Annotated in this window: 17 protein-coding genes and 2 pseudogenes; 1 reads left to right on the top strand and 18 read right to left on the bottom strand. The window is 38.0% G+C overall.

Features of this window, described 5'->3' with window-relative positions; all coding sequences use genetic code 11:
• Nucleotides 1-61: 61 nt before the first annotated feature.
• The 9 genes from ABP870_RS04055 to ABP870_RS04010 all read right to left on the bottom strand — a co-directional run bounded on the left by ABP870_RS04055 (nucleotide 62) and on the right by ABP870_RS04010 (nucleotide 10,606).
• Nucleotides 62-2,569, bottom strand: coding sequence for an SEC10/PgrA surface exclusion domain-containing protein (locus ABP870_RS04055; protein ID WP_350014208.1), 2,508 nt, complete (start codon nucleotides 2,567-2,569; stop codon nucleotides 62-64).
• 144 nt (nucleotides 2,570-2,713) lie between these two features.
• A complete protein-coding gene (gene purR, locus ABP870_RS04050) occupies nucleotides 2,714-3,526 on the bottom strand; it encodes a pur operon repressor (RefSeq protein WP_062711491.1) in 813 nt (270 codons plus the stop codon).
• A 193-nt stretch (nucleotides 3,527-3,719) separates the two neighbouring features.
• Entirely contained in the window at nucleotides 3,720-4,658 is a 939-nt protein-coding gene (locus ABP870_RS04045; protein ID WP_350014207.1) for a 3'-5' exoribonuclease YhaM family protein, read from the bottom strand.
• Nucleotides 4,648-5,922, bottom strand: coding sequence for a DNA recombination protein RmuC (locus tag ABP870_RS04040; RefSeq protein WP_350014206.1), 1,275 nt, complete (start codon nucleotides 5,920-5,922; stop codon nucleotides 4,648-4,650). Before ABP870_RS04040 ends, ABP870_RS04045 begins: the two co-directional genes overlap by 11 nt.
• A gap of 14 nt (nucleotides 5,923-5,936) precedes the next feature.
• The gene (locus ABP870_RS04035) at nucleotides 5,937-6,563 is read right to left on the bottom strand and encodes a thiamine diphosphokinase (RefSeq protein WP_350014205.1); all 627 of its coding nucleotides are present in this window, start codon (nucleotides 6,561-6,563) and stop codon (nucleotides 5,937-5,939) included.
• On the bottom strand, nucleotides 6,556-7,218 hold the full coding sequence (rpe, locus tag ABP870_RS04030) for a ribulose-phosphate 3-epimerase (protein WP_350014204.1): 663 nt from the start codon (nucleotides 7,216-7,218) through the stop codon (nucleotides 6,556-6,558). Before rpe ends, ABP870_RS04035 begins: the two co-directional genes overlap by 8 nt.
• A gap of 6 nt (nucleotides 7,219-7,224) precedes the next feature.
• On the bottom strand, nucleotides 7,225-8,097 hold the full coding sequence (gene rsgA / locus ABP870_RS04025) for a ribosome small subunit-dependent GTPase A (RefSeq protein WP_350014203.1): 873 nt from the start codon (nucleotides 8,095-8,097) through the stop codon (nucleotides 7,225-7,227).
• Nucleotides 8,098-8,626: 529 nt separating this feature from the next.
• The gene (locus ABP870_RS04020) at nucleotides 8,627-9,466 is read right to left on the bottom strand and encodes an amino acid ABC transporter substrate-binding protein (protein ID WP_350014202.1); all 840 of its coding nucleotides are present in this window, start codon (nucleotides 9,464-9,466) and stop codon (nucleotides 8,627-8,629) included.
• Between the two features lie 573 nt (nucleotides 9,467-10,039).
• Complete coding sequence (locus tag ABP870_RS04010) at nucleotides 10,040-10,606, bottom strand: GNAT family N-acetyltransferase (protein WP_350014201.1); 567 nt, start codon at nucleotides 10,604-10,606, stop codon at nucleotides 10,040-10,042.
• 213 nt (nucleotides 10,607-10,819) lie between these two features.
• Here ABP870_RS04010 and ABP870_RS04005 point away from each other — a divergent pair, with 213 nt between their 5' ends.
• Complete coding sequence (locus tag ABP870_RS04005) at nucleotides 10,820-11,314, top strand: VIT1/CCC1 transporter family protein (protein ID WP_350014200.1); 495 nt, start codon at nucleotides 10,820-10,822, stop codon at nucleotides 11,312-11,314.
• A 50-nt stretch (nucleotides 11,315-11,364) separates the two neighbouring features.
• On the opposite strand, the gene rsmA is transcribed toward ABP870_RS04005, so the two are convergent.
• From rsmA to ABP870_RS03960, 9 genes and pseudogenes are all read right to left on the bottom strand, one after another.
• Entirely contained in the window at nucleotides 11,365-12,237 is an 873-nt protein-coding gene (rsmA, locus tag ABP870_RS04000; protein WP_350014199.1) for a 16S rRNA (adenine(1518)-N(6)/adenine(1519)-N(6))-dimethyltransferase RsmA, read from the bottom strand.
• Nucleotides 12,238-12,250: 13 nt separating this feature from the next.
• A pseudogene (locus ABP870_RS03995) lies at nucleotides 12,251-12,703 on the bottom strand (HIT family protein).
• 2 nt (nucleotides 12,704-12,705) lie between these two features.
• On the bottom strand, nucleotides 12,706-13,275 hold the full coding sequence (gene rnmV / locus ABP870_RS03990; protein ID WP_350014198.1) for a ribonuclease M5: 570 nt from the start codon (nucleotides 13,273-13,275) through the stop codon (nucleotides 12,706-12,708).
• Between the two features lie 265 nt (nucleotides 13,276-13,540).
• Nucleotides 13,541-14,314 (bottom strand): TatD family hydrolase, encoded by a 774-nt coding sequence (locus ABP870_RS03985; RefSeq protein WP_350014197.1) that lies wholly within the window; start codon nucleotides 14,312-14,314, stop codon nucleotides 13,541-13,543.
• A gap of 234 nt (nucleotides 14,315-14,548) precedes the next feature.
• Complete coding sequence (locus ABP870_RS03980) at nucleotides 14,549-15,802, bottom strand: excalibur calcium-binding domain-containing protein (RefSeq protein ID WP_350014196.1); 1,254 nt, start codon at nucleotides 15,800-15,802, stop codon at nucleotides 14,549-14,551.
• Between the two features lie 243 nt (nucleotides 15,803-16,045).
• Nucleotides 16,046-16,300 (bottom strand): hypothetical protein, encoded by a 255-nt coding sequence (locus ABP870_RS03975; protein WP_350014195.1) that lies wholly within the window; start codon nucleotides 16,298-16,300, stop codon nucleotides 16,046-16,048.
• Nucleotides 16,301-16,406: 106 nt separating this feature from the next.
• Complete coding sequence (locus tag ABP870_RS03970) at nucleotides 16,407-16,736, bottom strand: helicase BlpT (protein ID WP_350014194.1); 330 nt, start codon at nucleotides 16,734-16,736, stop codon at nucleotides 16,407-16,409.
• Nucleotides 16,737-16,745: 9 nt separating this feature from the next.
• Complete coding sequence (locus tag ABP870_RS03965; RefSeq protein WP_350014193.1) at nucleotides 16,746-17,006, bottom strand: hypothetical protein; 261 nt, start codon at nucleotides 17,004-17,006, stop codon at nucleotides 16,746-16,748.
• Between the two features lie 663 nt (nucleotides 17,007-17,669).
• A pseudogene (locus tag ABP870_RS03960) lies at nucleotides 17,670-18,531 on the bottom strand (IS982 family transposase).
• Nucleotides 18,532-18,838 lie beyond the last annotated feature (307 nt).

The following is an 18,838-nucleotide window of genomic DNA, read 5'->3' as shown; positions in this document are numbered from 1 at the left end:
ATGATGAAGCGCCCACTTCAGTTGACAATAAGCCAACCTTTTGATGGACTAGATCGATAATCTAGTTGTTTTTGCGTTTGACAACCAGCCCTGCCATTCCTAAAATGCTGACCCCAGCCAGGATAAATCCTGCAGAAGTACTTTCGCCAGTTTTTGGAAGACTTGAGTCTTTGCTTTCATGATGATTTTCTGATTTAGCCATAGCTTTATCATCTGAAGTTACACTGGTCTTCGTATCAACTTTTGAAACCATCTGTGAAGCGACTGAAGTTCCTGAAATAACTTTATCGGTCCCATTGAATGTTGGAACATTTCCCGGAACGATAGGTTCATCCATAACAGCATTAGTTCCCGTAGAAGCTGTGTTTGATGCTCCAGGCACTTCAACTTCTTGTTTGCCAATCAAAGTTTCAAGAAGCAACTTAGAGTTCTCTAAGTTCTCTTTAGCTGTTCCATAAGCTTTAGCTGCTGATTGCAACTCATTCTGCAACAGTTGAAGAGCTTTAACATTGACTTCTAAACCTGCTTTTGCTGTTTGAAGATCGTCTTTGAGTGTTTTAACAGTAGCTGCTGTACGAGATACGAGTTCCGGATCTTTGATTTTTTCTAAGTCTTTAGATAGTGCTACAATTCTTTCTTTCAAGCTTGCAACAGAGGCTTTAGATTTATTAGCAGCTGCTTGTAAAACTTGATATTTTTTAAGTTCCCTTGTCAAGTTATCCTGAGCAATTACTTTTTCTTGAAGGCGAATAGCACTGACTTGTTTGGCCTCTTCCAGTTGTGAACGTAACTTACTCTTGTTAGCTGCCAATGTCGTTTTCAAGGTTGATAACGTTTTATAGTTATCACGCGATGCCGACAATTGTTGATTGAGTTTTTTCAATTTATCTTTAGCACGAACAACTAATGTAGAGGAAGCAATCGTCGATTTTTGAGCTTTCAAACCGTCAATTTCTGACTGAATAGCTGTCATAGCTGATTTCACAGCTGAAATTTGCGCACTATTATCAACCGTTTTAGTTGCAACGAGTGATGTCGTATTGAAACGAGATGATTTGACATTGGCGGATGGAATAACGTAAATGTGTTGGGCATTTGATGTAGAAGAAACTCCCAGGTAGTATGGTCCATTGTTGTTATTCTGAAGCAAACTGATGGTATGGCCATAGTCTGATGTCACGTCATTAAATAGCATATAAACTATCGAGTTGTAGAAGTAGTTTTTCAACTCATCAACCGTCTTAGCATTTCCAAAGAAACCTAGGCTTTCATAACCACGGTTATCAGAGGATAAAAGACCAAGATTTTGCGCATGTTTCCCAATAATGCTTGGATTGTGTGCATTTCCTAAACGACCATATCCTGAACGACGATATTCGTTTGCGATCGCTGCAGCCATCTCTTGTGCCGTTTTAGTAACCGTCAACGTTGCTAAACCAAGTTGAGAACGAACAGAATTTAATAATTCACCTGTAAACTGTGCCATTTCATTTTGAACAGCAGTTGAAAGGTTATTAGGATCAATATATCTTGTTTTATCTGCCGCAATAGATTTGTAGGAGTTTACACCACTACCATTGTATGACACGCCATAAATGGAAGACTGAACGCCAGACTCAATTTGATTTTTTAATCGTGAAACTGATTGCTTGTATCCAGATGAGTAAGTCCATCCACTATTTTCGATTGTCTTTAAAGCTGGGTAAACAACCGTTTTGTATGTTGATGGAAGAACGATTTTATTGCTTCCAGTAACCGAGGCAACATTAGCAGTTGTTTGATCTGATTTAAGTTTATTTAAAACAGTTTGTTTTTGTGATAATTCGTTTTGTTTTTCAGCTAATTTTTTAGCAAGGTTTGCTTTCGCAGTAGTTGTAGCTGAAACGACTGCTTTTTCTGCAGCAGATACTTCGCGTTCCAAACGACTCACTTCAGCTTTAGCGTTAAGTAAGTTTGTAGAAACTTTTTCTGGTGAAGCAACTAAAGAAGTCAATTCATCAACTTTTGCTGCTGCTTCTGAAGCTGAACGGTTAGCCTCTGAGGCCGCTACACTAGCAGATGAGACTGTTACCGATTGAGAATCTGCTGCTGATTGATTAGCAGCATTTACTGCAGACTCAGATGTATAAGTTTCTGTCACAGAAGAAACCTGGGAGGTTAACTCTGAAATATGTTCAGATGACCCTTCAGATTTAATTGCAATTGCCTCAGAATGTTCTGCTAGGGCACTAACTAATTGTTTTTCAAGAGTTGCAACCTCGGACGTTGACACCTCAATTGTTTCAGATTGTGAAACAACTTGACTTTCTTTTTCTGAGAAAACTTCACTTGCGCTATCCGCAACAGCTTGCGCGTTAACTACTAACGCATTGGCTTCAGCAACTGTTGTTGGAACAAAGTCGACAGTTGTCGATGTTGTCGCACCGGACTCGGTTGGTGTAGAAACTGCCGTTAATTCATCAGCATGAACATTTGTTTGGTTAGCTAATCCAAAACCAAGCAACGCAATTGTTGATGTTGCAGCTAATTTCCCCGAATTTTCCCTTACTAATTTTAATTTCTTCAACATAAACTTCCACTCGTTATTCTTATTTCATTTCTAATGAACCCCACTGTTTTAAAAAACAGTAGAATTCAATCAGCTTATAAATAATAACACATGAATGTTTCAATTCTGTAACATCCATGTGTTAATTCTATAATTCACAAGGTTTTATTGGAAAATATTTCCTGTTTCTACAGTCACTCGATTATGTTTAACATCTAACTCAGAAACTTTTAATAGTGACTTGTAGGAAACATCCATTTTTTCTGTCTGGGCATTCTCAGCAAAAACGGCTACACCAACTAATTCACTGTCAAATTCTGCTAGAAGGCCCATCATTCCCGTCACTGTTCCACCACCTTTTAAGAAATCATCCACAATAAGAACTCGACTTCCAGGTTGCAAACTACGTTTTGATAAGAACATCTTTTCAATACGGTCTGATGAACCACTGACATAGTTAACAGAGACCGTTGATCCTTCCGTAATTTTCAAATCACGGCGAACAATGACAAATGGTACATTAAGGACGTTAGCAACTGCATTTGCTAGTGGAACCCCTTTTGTTGCAACTGTCATAACAGCATCAATTTTTTCACCTTTAAAAGCGTTAGCAATAATACGGCCAACATTTTGTAAAATAGTTGGCGTACTCAAAAGATCTGTTAGATAAAGATAGCCTCCAGGTAAAATACGATCACTTTCGGAAAGTTTGCCACAAAGATCTTCCACAATAGTTAGTGCTTCGTCTTTCGAAATACTAGGTGTGAAAATCACTCCTCCACTGGCTCCGGTGACAGTCTCAATTTCTCCAATATGACTTTCTTCAAAAGCTTTTTTGATAATAGCAATATCCTCAGAAATAGAAGACTTAGCAGCTTCATACTTGCTTGCAAAAGTGTTTAAATTTGTTAATTGGTAGGGATTGTTAATGAGATAATTTGAAATCACAACCATACGCTCACTTCGTCTTAATTTCATACTGTTCTCCTCTAGTCGATATGATAAAACAGCTATCTTGTACCACTCTTTTCAATGATGATGGCACATCAAACCAATGTTTTCTATATTTTACTGTTTTATCTCTTATTTTGTAGCTATTATAGCACAAACCTAATAAAAAGCGAACATTATCCTCAAATAATGCGCGCTTTTTTATTTTTCTCTTGACTATTTATATTTTTGGCTTATAAAACGAACGATTATCTAAAGCAAATAGCCGGGCGGTCATTTCACCTTCACCAACTCTACTCAAGGCAGTTGTCATCATCATCATTTCAGCATCAATATTATCTATCATATGGATAATTTCAGCTTCCATGATTCTAGGACGAACTGGACTACCGTATTCTAAAAGGCCATGATGACTCAGAACAACGTGTCGAAGTACTGTCACTTCTTCTTTAGTATCATCAATATTTAGTTCTGTTAGGACTTTGGTGATTTCTTCATCAATGAGAGCAATATGACCAATCAAATTACCACGAACAGTATACTCCGTATTATCTGGCCCTGACAATTCGATGACCTTGGCTAAGTCATGAAGCATGATACCTGCAAACAGTAGGCTCTTATTGAGTTCAGGATAGATGTCACCGATAGCATCAGCCAAACGTACCATCGTTGCTGTGTGATAGGCTAGCCCTGATTCAAAAGCATGGTGATTTGTTTTAGCAGCTGGGTAGGTGAAAAATTCTTGATGGTATTTACGGTAAAGGGCACGAACAATACGTTGCCAAGTTGCATTTTCAATCTTAAAAACCATCTGCTCCAAATAGTCTTTAACATCAGCTACGTTTACAGGTGGTTTTTCCTTGAAATCACTTGGATCACTCGGTTCGTCATCTTTTGGTAAGCGCAGAGTGATTTGATTGACTTGAGGCGTGTTATTATAAACCTCACGACGTCCTTGCATATGGACAACTTTTCCGGCAGTGAAAGTTTCAACATTATGAGCCTGCGCATCCCAAAGATTACCAGAAATCTCCCCTGAATCATCTTGAAAAGTCATAGAAAGAAAGTCTTTTCCAGCTCTTGTTTTGCGTAATTCTGCTTTTTTGATGAGATAGAACCCTTCAAAAGGCTCATCTTTTTTCATTTGATTAATTTTCATAAGAATCCTCGTCTTCTAAAGGTGACATATCCAAGAGGTTAGTGGTTGCACTATCCTGATAAGTTTCAATGGTTTCTAAAGCACGTCGTATAGAATTGGTTCGAGTCGTCAGGAGACTATCAACAGTCTTACTGGCGGTTGACAATTGCTTCTGCGCTTTGACTAGCATATTTCCAAATTTATCAAATTCCAACTTGACATTACCCAAAACTTTACTAATATCATCAGCATTCTTTTGAATATTAAGCGTTCTAAAGCCGACAGACAAAGAATTTAAAAGTGCTGACAATGTCGATGGTCCAGCGACAACAATATTTTCCTCACGTCTTAGACTATCAAAGAAGGCTGATTGTCGCACCACTTCGGCATAAAGCCCTTCTGTTGGTAAGAACAGCACGCCAAAATTTGTGGTCTCAGGTGGTTTAATATATTTTTGATTAATATCTTTAGCAAAGCGTTTAATACTAGACAGAAGTGCTTTTCGGTAACGCTCAACCTCCGCCTTATCTCCCGTTTCATAGGCATCTTCCAATCTATAGTAATCTTCCAAAGGAAATTTAGAATCAATCGGAAGATAAACATAGTCTCCTTGACTGGTTCCGGGCATCTTAATGGCATATTCTACCCGTTCTGATGAATTTGGAACAGTAACAAACTCTCGCTCATACTGATTTTCAGTCAAGATATCTTCAATAATTTGCCCCAGCTGAAGTTCTCCTAAAATGCCACGCGTCTTAGTGTTAGACAGAACCTTATTAAGTGTTCCAACATCCTGCGCAACAGTTTTCATCTCACCGAGGCCTTGGTTAACAGACTCTAGTTGCTTAGACACGCTATCAAAAGAAGCCTGCAACCGTGTTTGCAAGGTCTTTTCCAACTTCTCTTCAACAGTCAAACGCATCTGTTCTAACCGTTTTTCGTTAGAATCTTGCATTTCTTTCACAGTCATTCTTAACCGCTCGGTCATCGTATCTAATCGCTGGTCTGACCGATCACGACTGTCTGAAAGGTTCTGATGCAGCACTTCGCGAATCTCTGTTAACTGCTGATAGAGGTCCGTTTGTAATCGATTAAAATCTTGATTTATAGCTATCCGTACGTCATTTGAAGTTCGTTCGTTCTGGTAGGAGAGTTGCTCTGAAAGATTGTCTACATGATCTTCCAGCTGATTTTTGAGCATGTCTTCTAAGTGAGTAACCTTGTGATATAAAAAGAAGGTTAATCCAAGGCTAGCTAGCAAAAGTAATATAATTAAAACCAGCATCGTAACCTCTTTCTTTAATCTTTACTTTCTATGACCACAACGTAGCCAGAAGGCACAGTCAAGGTAATCAGTTTTCCAATAGCTTCATTACTGGAGTAGATTTTTTTCTTAAAATAATTAGCCGCAGTCAATTCGTACTTAGCACCCAAAATTCTCAACTCCGTTTCCTCATCTGTCATAAAAGCAAGATAAGTCATCTCTGGATGACTTTCAACCGTATGCTTGCCTTTTGGAAAATAGGAAATGAAGTTAGTGTCATTTGCCAAATGAATCTGACGCATATAAGGTTGTAGGTCTGGATCGCTAGGTAAAAAAATATTGGATAAAAAGTGGTCAACACGACCACCAAAGGCACCAAATAACGTGGCCTGCGCCAGTGGATATGTCTTAAACAATAATTTCAGTGCCAACTCCGTATCTGTATCATTTTTTTCAGCGGGCGATCGGTAAATGCGGGCACCGGATGATACGATTTTGGTCATTTCTTCTTCAGAAATGGAATCAAAATCTCCCACTGCCCAATCCAAAGCGAAGCCATTTTCCAAAAGACTTAAAGCCCCACGATCAATACCGATATATAAATCAAAATCTCCTCTCGGTGGACTGTAATCGCCACCTGCTAACAAAGCGACCTTAGTCATTCAAAGCCACGCGCAAGCTGTCAACTTGAGAAACCAAATCTTGAGCTTTGAAGAGATACGAACCAGCTACAAAAACATTGGCACCAGCATCGGCACAGGCCTTAATCGTCTGGTTATCAACACCACCATCCACTTCAATGTCAAAACTCAAACCTTTTTGGTCTCGTAATTGAGCAATCTTGCTAACCTTTTCCAAGCATTCTGGAATAAAGGCTTGCCCACCAAATCCAGGGTTAACTGTCATGATAAGAACTTGGTCAACCAAATCCAGGACAGGGATCAGATTCTCCACTGGTGTTCCTGGGTTAATTACCACACCAGCTTTCATACCAGCAGCCTTGATTTTTTGAAGAGCCCCATGGATGTGTAGTGTACTCTCAGCATGAACAGTCATGATATCTGCGCCAGCCTGTGCATAGGCGTCAACAAAACGTTCAGGATTGACGACCATGAGATGAACATCAAAGACAAGCTTACTGTGTTTACGCATACTAGCGACAACGTCGGCACCAAAACTGATGTTAGGGACAAATTGACCATCCATAATATCAATGTGAACGTACTCAGCACTGGTTTCTTCAATGCGCTTGAGCTCAGAAGCAAAATTGGCATAATCAGCGGCTAAAATAGATGGGGCGATTTTATGAGTTGACATGATGGCCTACTTTCTTTTGATAACTTTGAGGTATGTTTCGCGACGATTTTCGATTTCGCTAAGGAATTGAAGGTAATTATCATAACGAGATTGCCAAATACAACCCTCTTTAAGAGCCTCTTTAACGCCGCAAGCTGGTTCATGGGTGTGGCTACAAGAGCGGAACTTACAAAAATGGCTAGCTTTTCGAATTTCTGGAAAGGACTCACTAAGGTCTTCAACCGTTTTTACTTCATAATCCAAAGACGAAAAGCCTGGTGTATCTGCAATTTTCCCACCATGAACATTGTAAAAACTGACCGCACGTGTGGTGTGGCGACCACGTCCTAGACTATCTGAAATTTCACCAGTTTCTAAGGCCAACTCAGGCGCAATGCTATTGAGTAAGGTTGATTTTCCAACGCCTGTTTGACCCATAAAGACTGTGATTTTGTCCTTTAATAGAGGTAAAAGCATCTCTTGCGAAGTTACAAAATCGTAACCAATTGCTTGGTATCGATCAGCAATAGTCTCTATTTCTACTGGATTTTCTAATAGATCCATTTTGGAAATATAGACAACTGGCTGAATTTCCTTATGCTCTAACAGAACCAAAAAACGATCCAATAGATTGGCATTGAAATCTGGTTCTTTAGCTGACATAATGACCACCGCTTGATCAATATTAACAATCGGTGGGCGAATAAGACTGTTTTGTCGCTCGTGAATCTTCAGAATATAACCTTCAGAATTGTCCTCTGCTGAGAAATCCACAAAATCCCCTACATAGGGGGTTTGACCTTTTTTTCTAAATTTGCCTCTGGCTCTGGTTTGATAGACTTGTCCTTGGCATTCTACATAGTAAAATCCTGCCAAAGCTTTGATAATTCTTCCTTGCAAATGAACTCCTTAGTAATCAAGATATGTTTATTATAACAGAATTATCAGCATTCTTCAGCAGCTAATCCCTTTTTCGGCTTGCTAAGATAAAAGACTAGAGATCTGACCTCCTAACAAGGTTAAGAGTTGTACAAATAAGCCACAATAAAGGCAAATTAGACATACTTTTTTTATTTGTGTCATCTTTTCATATGGGATATGACAAATAATAATAAAAGCACCGAGAATCGTTAAAAAGCGAAATAGTTGGCATAGATAGGCCATCCCCAATAGATGGGCTAGAGGAAGTAAGAGTAAGGCCCATAGGTAAATAAATTTAGACCGACGTACCCAACCACCTTTTCGACAAGTTTCCGTCATCAGCATAAAACATGAAAGGATGGATAACGTTGAAATCAAACATAACAGCAGAGGCATCATAATCATTCCTTATTTTTTCTTCTTAACTATTTATTCGAAAAAAAGATAGCAAAAATAAAAAAAGATAAACTTTTTTCAAAGTCTATCTCAATCCCTTATAGTTAGAAGGCTATTTTGTTGGTACTTTCAATGCATCTTTAGCAGGAACGTACTCTTTGTTACCAAGGTGTTCCTCAGCTAACTTAGCCAAAGTTCCATCTTCTTGAAGTTCTTTGATGCGTTTGTTTACAAATTTTTGTAAATCATCTTTTCCATCTGCAAAGATAAAGTAAATATAAGGTTGATCTTCTGATTTCAAATCAATGGTTTTAATATTGTCTAATCCTTGAGATTTCACAATTTCATTGACGGTTGGAGCATCAAAAATTTTGAAATCAGTCTTACCATCATTCAAATTACGCAAGATTTGAGTGATATTTTCATCTGTAAATTGTAAGTCAACTGGTTTATCAGAGTGCTTTTTATTAAACTCTTGAAGTTGTGTCACTGTTGTGTTCCCCTGAACAACCTGCGTCGAATGCCCAGCAATATCATCAAACTTTTTAATATCACTGTCATTTGTGACAGCTAACACTGAAGGCGTAGACCCCGTTGGGTAGGAATAGAGGTATTTAGCGGCGCGTTCTTCAGTATAAGAAAGGTTGTTACCACTCATTTGATACTTACCAGCATCAAGGCCAGTAAAAATAGATGTCCAAGCAATTTTTTTGAAGTTGACTTTATAGGTATCAGAATCTTTGAAGATTTCACGAGCCACTTCAACATCATAACCAGTTAATTCGCCGTCTTTTTCATAAGAAAAGGGAGCAGTAGTCCCTACTGTTGCAAAAATAACTTCTTCTTTACCAGATTTGTCTTTTTCAGTAGTTGAATCAGATGAACAAGCTGCCAATACTAAACCTGAGGCTAAGGCAAGACTTGTGAATGCTAAAACTTTTTTCAATGTCATGTTATAACTCCTTAAAACGATTTAAAGCCATTATACCACGAAATCATACACAACCTCCTCCAAACAGTTATACTATTTCATTATCATCGCGATAGACAAAGGCTATCACAACTACTAATATAATCAACTGAAACAAGAAAAGGACAAGCGTAACTCAATAAAAGTATGATCATTCGGCAATACTTTTCTGAAGTGTTTTTGATATGAGCCCATGTTTTATCGATAGGATTGTACCCGGGTGAATATCCTCAATGACAATCAAAAGCAGATGAGACAAAGCGGATACAGACAGAACTGAAAGTCACCAAATCATGCTCAGTTAATTTCAAAAAAGCTATTTTGTCTACAACGATGTCTTTTTGCTATAAAATGGAGCAGACTAAGTGAGTCAGATAAGATGCTGTTTCAGTGAATGAAATGGATAGTAATAAAAAATCTGTAGTTTATATCTGAACCAGCTAAGAAAATAGCACAAATACTAATTTTGATGTTATTGATCATCAAGTCAACAGCGTCTGCTTTTGATTTTCAAAGAGTACAAAACCCTAGCCGATAAAATGACTAGGGGCAAGATTAATCTAAAGGATCATTGTGCAAATTCAGAACATACACAGCCTTATCAATCCACTGACCACCTTCAAACATAAATTGCTCCCGAATGACTTCTAATTGGAAACCGATTTTCTCAAGAAGCTGTCGTGAGGGTGTATTGACTAAAGAAACATGCGCTTCAATCCGATGACAATTCAACAAAGGATATAGTTGCTCAAGAAGTGCTGATAAAGCTTCGTAGGCATAACCACGACGCCAATCTTGGTTATGGATAAAATACCCCAATTCACACCAATTCATATTAGCACGCGCTAAAATGACCACATCAATCATCCCTAAGTGGCGACCTGATTTTGTGAATATGGCAAAAATATATTGCTTATCCTCCTCGGCTAGATGTCTATGTCTCATTACCAAATCATCAAACCACCCTTTGGTGCAGGGTGCCAAATCAATATAGCCATCATCATATGGTGATTGCGATGGTTGACGCTTACTATAGGCTTGGTACCAAGCGTCGTAGTTCTCTTTTCTTAACGGTTGGATTGCTAGACGTTCTGTTTCTATTTTTACTGTCGAAAAAGTCATACTACCTCCATTTCTTTCGTTCAACGGAGATTAGCCTCCATAGCTAATTCGTCTATTTTAGTTAACATAGCTATCACAACCTTTCAATGAAGCCATAGATAGTTTCGCCAAAATCCTACTAACATAGGATCCGTTCGTTTATCCACTATCTTTTTAATGAAATAAATGAGATAATAATATCAGAAAATAAGAAAAAGCAGGAGGAAATATTGTATGAACTTCAGTCATTATGCAAAGTCCATTACCTATGGTGGGCTTGATGGTATTATCACTACCTTTGCCGTCGTTGCTGGGGCTATCGGAGGAAACCTAGGGACAGCAGCCATCATCATCTTAGGTTTTTCTAACCTTTTGGCCGATGGGTTTTCCATGGCAGCAGGAGATTATCTAAGTTCTACAACCGAAGAAGGCACAGACTCATCAAAAGCACTTAACAACGCTGTCATGACCTTCCTCTCTTTCAACTTCTTCGGCTTAATCCCTCTTCTTAGCTACCTTTTATTAATCCACCTCTCTGACTTTTCTGACCGTGTCACCTTGATTTTAGCCAGTCTACTCGTCTCCCTAGCGCTAGTTGCTCTTGGTTGGATTAAGGCGACCATTACAAAACAAAGTAAACGAACCGAAATCGTCCGCACACTAATCGTTGGCATCGTTGCGGCAGCAGTAGCCTTTTTAATTGGGCAAGTTTTGGGTAGTTTCATTTAGCAAGTAAAAACCAAAAAGTGTTTCAGGTTTTCTGAAATGCTTTTCTTTTTTTACAATCCTAATTCCTTGAGAGCATCCGCCAAACGGCCAAAATCTTGAATGGAGAGAGCCTCACCACGAACATTGGGTTTAAGCTCTGCTTTTTCTAAGGCTTTTTCTAGTATCACTTTGACATCATCTGTTTTTCCAAACCGATTCGTCAAATTGTTCCAAAGGGTCTTGCGTCGATGGACAAAACTAGCTTTTGAAACATCAAACAAGAAATCCTCATCCTGAACCGACACTAAAGGATTTTCCCTACGAACCATCTTGAGAATAGCGGAATCCACGTTAGGTGCAGGGACAAAGACGGTACGAGGCACGATGAAGGCTACCTTGGCCATCATATAGTATTGAACAGCAATTGAAAGAGAGCCGTAAGCCTTGGTGTTTGGTTCAGCTGAAATGCGGTCCGCCACTTCCTTTTGCATCATGACCACAAACTCTGTGAAAGGAATTTTGCTCTCAATTAAATGCATGAGGATAGGGGTGGTGATGTAGTAAGGAAGATTGGCTACCACTTTAATTGGAAGTTCTGGATTTTTAAAGTTCTGAATCTCCGTCTGCAAGTCTGCTTTGAGGACATCTTTATTGATAATCTGAACATTATCAAAATCACGAAGCGTGTCATCTAGGATCGGAACCAAGCGCTCATCAATTTCAAAAGCCATGACTTCAGCGGCATTTTCCGCTAAAAATTCTGTCAAAGCCCCAATCCCAGGACCAATTTCAATGACATTGACCGTCTGATCAATCTCAGCCGTGTCAACAATCTTCTGTAAAATATTAGTGTCAGTCAAAAAGTTTTGACCGAAAGATTTTTTAAAAGTAAAACCGTGACGCTCAAGAATGCTCTTGGTCACGGAGTAGTCTGCGATACGCATAATATTTTTCTTTCTATTTATGTAATTCTAAAAGGAGTTTGGACTTCATCTCTTCTAAATCTGCTCCTGAAATTCTGTTGTCATCAGAATACATGTTTTCAAATGGTAGCCACCAAACTGGACCTTTGCTATGATGCCCGTATTCTCCTAAATCGCCAGACTTTCTCGGAAATAAATGCCAATGCAAGTGGCTATCACCATTTCCTAGACTTTCAATGTTCATTTTCTCGGCAGCGAAAGCTTTACTAATAGCTTTTGAAACATCTGCCATTTCAGATAAATGATGATTTCGGAAATCCTTAGGTAAATCATGTCATTTTGTCACATGTTCTTTACAGAGGAAAACAGCGTAGCCTCTAAAATGCTGATGGTCACCAATGACGACATAACCAGTCTCCAACTCTTTTACGAAATAAGGATTGGTTTGCGATTTAATCATTTCAATACGCTCACAAATCAGACACAGGATTATTCTCCATACTCTCTCATTACTTCCTCAACTTCTGCTAAGGTCACGCCGAAGAGCTCTAGACGTTTCAGGAGTTGTTTGCCATTGCTATAGCCAATACGAAGTTTTTGCCCTAAATACTCGCGACGTTGTCGGCTATCTGCTCCCATAAGAAGACCAAGACGTATAAGATCAGATTTGGTAATGTCAAAATAATCTTCATCATCAAAATGCTGGGTCACTTTTGACAAGGCCTTATGTAAATCTTCAAAACTAGCATGTTCAACACCCAGAGAACGCCCCTTTGTTTTGTTTTTTGGAACCGCCTCGTCTCGATTAAGAAAGGCATGGCGAACAGTCGGAATAGCATCCATAATGACACGTCGAATCCTCTCTCCACTATAATCTGGGTCTGTAAAGACGATAACACCGCGAAGTTCGTGTAGCTTTTCAATGCGTTCTAAGTCGTCTTCTGAGATAGCTGACCCCCGTGTTTCATAGGTGTCTACATCGTAGAACCGTTGAAGATTTGCGGTATCATCCTTGCCTTCGACAACGAGGACCTCTTGGATTTTTAGTTTTTCTGTCATATTCTCCTTTTTTCGATAACTTCCTCTGAAAATGAGATGCAAACGACTGCCTTTCAACATCTATCACTTATTGTGATAGTTAAAATTTCAACAACCCCTTAAAACTGCAACACCAGTAGCTGGCTTAACATTTTTTAAGATTGAACTCGTCAGTTGTAACGGTTGAAAGAGACAAGGCAACGAAGGAAACCCTTTGCGATTACCAATTGCTCTGTTACCCACTTTCATCACTGCGAAAGCTATTGGTTATTTCTCACTCGCTCACCTAGTCTTCTAATCCGAAGAGACGATTTGCATTCTCAGTTGTGATTTTTGCAACTTCCTCAACCGTCATCCCGCGTAGCTCTGCTATTTTTTCAACCACATAGCGCGTATAGGCAGTTTTATTTTCTTTTCCTCGTTTTGGTACTGGCGCCAAATAGGGTGCGTCTGTTTCAACAAGGATTTTGTCTAGGGGCAATTGCTGCGCTGCTTCTTGGACATCCGTCGCCTTTTTAAACGTAACAACACCTGAAAATGAAATCATCATCCCCAAATCGACAAATCTCTGAGCGTCTTCGAATGAGCCAGAGAAAGAATGCATGATGCCCCCACGTGGACCAACACCGGCTTCCTTAATAACTTGGTAAGTATCCTCAAGGGCGTCTCGAGTATGAACCACAAAGGGCAAGTCCAAGGCTTTTGAAAGAGCTATTTGACGTTTGAAAACCTCAATTTGAACCTCTTTGGGGTCTTCCATCCAGTGATAATCAAGGCCAATCTCACCAAGTGCCACGACTTTATCATGCTTGAGAACTTGCTTGAGATAGACTTCTACATCGCTATCATAAGACCCTGCTTCGGTCGGATGCCAGCCAAGCGTTAGGTAAACTTCTGGGTGATTATCAGCAATCTCTAAGGCCTTCTCAATCGTTTCATGGTCAAAACCAACGACATTATGCCGAGTAACGCCCATCTCACGCGCCAAGTTTAGCTCTTCTTTAACCGTTTCTGTAAAATTCTCCACATTTAAGTGAGTATGTGTATCAAAGATTTCCATAGTTTAATGTTTTATTTTTCCTCATATTTCCCAATGATGTCAACATGCTGTGATTAAAATGCCATACTTCGTCATGTTTTCCAATCATTTTTTCCTCTTTTAATTAGTATATGGTTCGGGTGTTGGTCAGTTTCAAAGTACAATTCGATCTAACCTAACCGCGTATGTGTTGCAAAACAATCAAAGCACAACGCCTTCTCAATAGACTGATGTAGCACACACCATTCTCTTATACTAACCATCACAACCCAAACCATCTCCATCTCTATCCAACCACGATCCATACTGTGGGTCACTAGCTGGAATGTTCACTCTACCCGCTCTCCTTGCTTCCGTACAATTCCCAAATGGTCTTAACCCTTGGTTAGGAGTTGATTGTTCTGGAGTTGGAGTAGGTGCAATCAGGTCTGACTGAGGTGCAGATTCTTCTAGTCGCTCTTTTTCTTCCTTCTCATTTCTTTCCTGTTCTCTCCTTCGCTCTTCTTCTATTTTCTTTTGTAACGCTTTTCTTTTTTCTTCTTCTTGTTTCTCTATTTTTTGAACAGCTTTTTCTGAATAGTAAAAATAAAGAACGATTTCTGCATCTGCAACAGCTTCTATATTTCCGTTTATATTTTTAAAATTTTGTCCTTCTATATCAATGCTATCCATTTTATTGTGGAATCTTTCATCCTCGATAGGAATAAAAGCTTCTTTGATTTTTGAGAACCCAACTGATTGCAAAGTTTTCTTGAAATTTTCTACATCTGTTATGCTATTTTTCATATAAGGTAGAATGATAAAAGAGCCATCCTCTTCATATTGCTTTAAAATTAAAGTAGAGGATGTTGGAAGATAAGACGACTCTAATTCTTGAATCTTTTTCCCTTTGTAAATCTTCTTATCAACCTCTAGCGCATGAACTGTTTTTTCATTTTCTGTAATATATCTATCTGTAATATACCTAAGTCTCAGCTGTTCCTTACTAATAGATGTTATAGGAAAACCATCCGACCGTAGTTTACCTGCTATTTTCTCAATTGTGTCACTTGTACCAATCGATAACTTTGCATAATTTTTTGGAAACTCATGGTACTTTATTTTGACCTCAGTTGATTTCCCATATTTTGCACCTTCCTCAAAGAATGTATCTCCTCCTATTTCAACTTCCATCACAGTTCTATCTTTATCCTTCCCTTTTTCTAGATCTCTGATAGGAACAGCCATAACCTTTTTGAACCCTTGTGTTTGAAATTCCTCTTTCACCTCATTAAGCTGTTTATCAGTGAAATAAGATGAAGAATGAGGCACTGCAGTTCTTGAACCATACCAAACGCTAAAAATAACAAAAAGAAAAGTGGCTACCGCAATGTAATATACCCGAGAACGCAAAGTTAATGTTGTAAGAAGTAGTTGCAAACGAATCTTTAAAATTTCTAATTGGTCCAAATTAAGTATGCAAAACACGATCATAAAAGACAGTGTGAGGTAAAGTAACACTAAGTACATCTCTATCTCCAACAAAAAATGTTTATTTACAATTATACCTTATTTTACAGCTTTAATAAATATATCGTCTGAACTCGTGGTGCTAGTTAATCTCAAACGACAATAAAAAGCCCAAATGGACTATACTGTAAGTGACAAAACATACAGGAGGTTACGCTTGCCAGAGAACAATTAAACTGTTCTCTTCTCAAAATGACAATTTCACTTTTTATATTTTTCCAGTTTTATTTTAAACTGTCTTTATCATTTTTGACTTTCATTCTTACTATCGGTTTCTATAAAATCACCTTTAGTAAAATCGTGATACATCGTTTCTGCTAAAAATTCAGGTTTCACATTTAAACGTTCAGCTAAACCTGCTACTGTTGTTTTTAAAAGTTCTAACGCAATTAATTCTGGAGGATTTTCGCCATCTTCCGTAATCGCAAACTGAAGTTGAAACGTATTGTCTTGTGTAACCCGTATCATGATTTCATGTTTTGGATTTTCTTCTGCCATCTTAATCTCCTTTGAGAAAATAATTAAGTTTATCTTGATTCCACATTGCAACAATTAGCGTTTCTAAGGACTAATTATAAAAAACCGGCCCTCCAATACATCAAATTTAGATCAAAAGCGTATTACCATAAACTTTTAAATTCGGCTTAACATGCTCAAAATGAAATTTGTCGTATACTCTCCACGAATCATAAGCGTCACCTTTCAAATCTAATCTAGATAAACCAATAATCATACTAGTATTTTGATAAAACTTTTCCATTTCTATAAGTACCTTATTATCAAGCTTTGTCTTATTTGATAGTTTTGACAAAACACTATTAGTTAACTGCAATACTCTTTGTTTATCTTTTGAATTAGGTAAATCAGATTCTACTGATGAACGAAATTCAGTAATTATTTTTTTTGATTCATCTAAGAATAATTTATCTTCCAAAGCTACCTCCTAAGGTAAAGGATTGTGTAAGTCGCCAAATGAAGCGGCTATGTTATTAGAAACATTATGAACTACATTTCCCCAATCAACTTTACAATTACCATTTTTCATATTAGCCATCGTATAAGGTTTGCCAACTTTACAAATAATAATATTATTACTAACAGAACTAAATGGCGAATACCATCCTGATGCAGTTGCTGCACTTACTTTTTGATTAAACAAAAAAGTAAAACCAAAACATAATGTAATACCTAAAATTATTTTCATAAAATGTTTTTCATATCGTTCACACTTTCGTTTTAATCACTATAAATTCTGAATTCGTCTTTTATAAAATTGATTTTATAAATTTTTTCCTAAATAATTTTCCTTTCTAACAAAACCAATTTTTTCAATTCTAGTTTACTCCTTTTTAAAAAAAATAAAAACACTTTGAGAAATTATTTCAAGGGAATTGGAGATTTCCTCAACACGTGCTAATCTTGCCAGAGAACGATCTTTTCTATTCTCTTCTCAAAATGACAGCTTCTCTCTTTTGTATTTTTTGTACAACATGCAAAAAGACAGTTTTATTTTAAACTGTCTTTACTTTCATCCTTGACTTGGCTTTTTTTTTGAACTTATATGTACAATTGTGTTATACTAAAAGTGCTTAAGGTTGAGGAACCTAAAACACATAATAAAACACCCAGTTGCCGCTGAGGTGTTTTTTTGTATCTTGCTCAAGGATACTCAGGCTATTTTTTATTTGTCGCTTCGTTCTTTTTCTTTTCTGATTAGCCATTCAGATATTATGTTAGGTAGCACATTGACTATTAACGGCAAAAGAACAAGGGTGAGGAACCCATGCCACATAATACTCACCTCCTAACTAAGTTCGCTAGTGGTAAGTTTGCGACAGCTCATATTATAACATCATTACTCGTGGTGCTAGTTAATCTTAAAATAATTTAAATTATAGGCAAGTACCATCTGTTCAATTCGTATCTGTAGCCCAGACAAGCCCTCTTGCCAAGGGTTGTTCAATATTAAATAGCCTGCAAAGTGTAGAAAAGCGCGTCTCAATGGTTCGTCTCATCGCCATCAACTGCCAATGGTTATGTTGATTAGCTCCATCCATATTTTGTCGTAAAGGCGTCCATAAATGATCCTCTTCTCCTTTCAAGGCTTCTTTAAGATCATGACTGAGATAGCCTAAATCAGCCAGAATAACAGACTGTTGACAACCTTCTAATAGGTCGATGACCACATTGATATCATGAACAGAGGCTGGTGTAACCACATAATTCAGAATATAACCTGATAAGGTGACGAGCATATGCACCTTGAACCCGAAAAACCACAGGCGTTTAGACGCATTGTAACCAATATCAGCCACCCCTTTAAAAATATTTGCACGATGATTGCGAACGGTTTGGCAAAGCGGCAAAGGAAAACTGTCCACGATAGCGGTAGTATCAGATACCTTGCCATTCATTGATTCTCGAATCAATTGAACTAGCCAAATCAATTGTCTCGAACGTCGATTAAAACGACTTCTCTCCAGTAATTGACCACAAGGAAACAGGCGACAGATGTTGTAGAAATGGCGCTGTGACATAATGCCTAATTCAGCTTGTAGCAAAAGCAAGACTAATAGCGACTTGTCTGAAACGTTAGCTAGTCCAATATTACGTCGATGTTGAAACTTATCTGGGCAATATTCTCGATAAAGGCGATGACAAATGAGTGATAATTGAGGTAAACTCCATTGTAAATGATGAGATTTAGCGGTATACTTTAAGTGGCTCATGTGGACTAACCTCCTGTATGTTTTGTCACTTACAGTATAGTCCATTTGGGCTTTTTATTGTCGTTTGAGATTAACTAGCACCACGAGTATGTTTATCTGTTATACTAAAAGTTGCAAAATCCAGTATAGAAAGATGATAAACATGTCCACTTCTGATTGTACCACAAAACATTCTTATAAGTACCTAACAGCTGGTCAGGTCACGACAAACGCATGAAAATCCCTAATCTATTTCTCTGGCTTCGAAGCTATGTTTGCCTTACAGTAATCGTTTTAAATACTGGTCAAAGGACAGACTAAGGACAAT

Origin of the sequence: Streptococcus jiangjianxini, from assembly GCF_040225085.1 — a bacterium.
GTDB lineage: Bacteria > Bacillota > Bacilli > Lactobacillales > Streptococcaceae > Streptococcus > Streptococcus jiangjianxini.
Note: the sequence above shows the minus strand (reverse complement) of the source record. Positions and strands in the feature narration are given on the sequence as shown.